1 protein-coding gene is annotated in these 335 nt (G+C 69.3%); it reads left to right on the top strand.

Annotated elements, in window-relative coordinates; translation table 11 throughout:
- The coding region (locus GYA94_RS27415) for an AMP-binding protein (protein WP_161893523.1) at window positions 1-335 on the top strand (335 nt) is incomplete at both ends.

Genomic DNA, 335 nt, shown 5'->3' with positions numbered 1-335 from the left:
GGCGAACCAGTTGATTGCCCAAGGGGTCGGCCCGGACAGGCGGGTGGCTGTGGGCGTGGAGCGCGGCATTTCGCTAATGGTGGCCTTGCTTGGCGTGCTCAAGGCCGGCGGTGCCTATGTGCCGCTGGACCCCGGCTACCCGCAGGAACGCCTGCGCTTCATGTTGCAGGACTGCACGCCAACCCTGGTGCTGGTGCACGGCGCTACCCAGGGCCTGTTCGCCGGCCTTGAGCACGCCAAGCAAGGCCACCATTCGCGACATGCCGCGCTCCACGCCCACAGCCACCCGGCTGTTCGGGCCGCCCCCTTGGGCTCTCACCTGGTTCCCCAGGCGG

The organism is Pseudomonas juntendi, from assembly GCF_009932375.1.
Classification (GTDB): Bacteria; Pseudomonadota; Gammaproteobacteria; order Pseudomonadales; family Pseudomonadaceae; genus Aquipseudomonas; species Aquipseudomonas juntendi.
The sequence above is the reverse complement of the archived record's forward strand: the minus strand, read 5'-3'. Positions and strand labels throughout refer to the sequence as shown.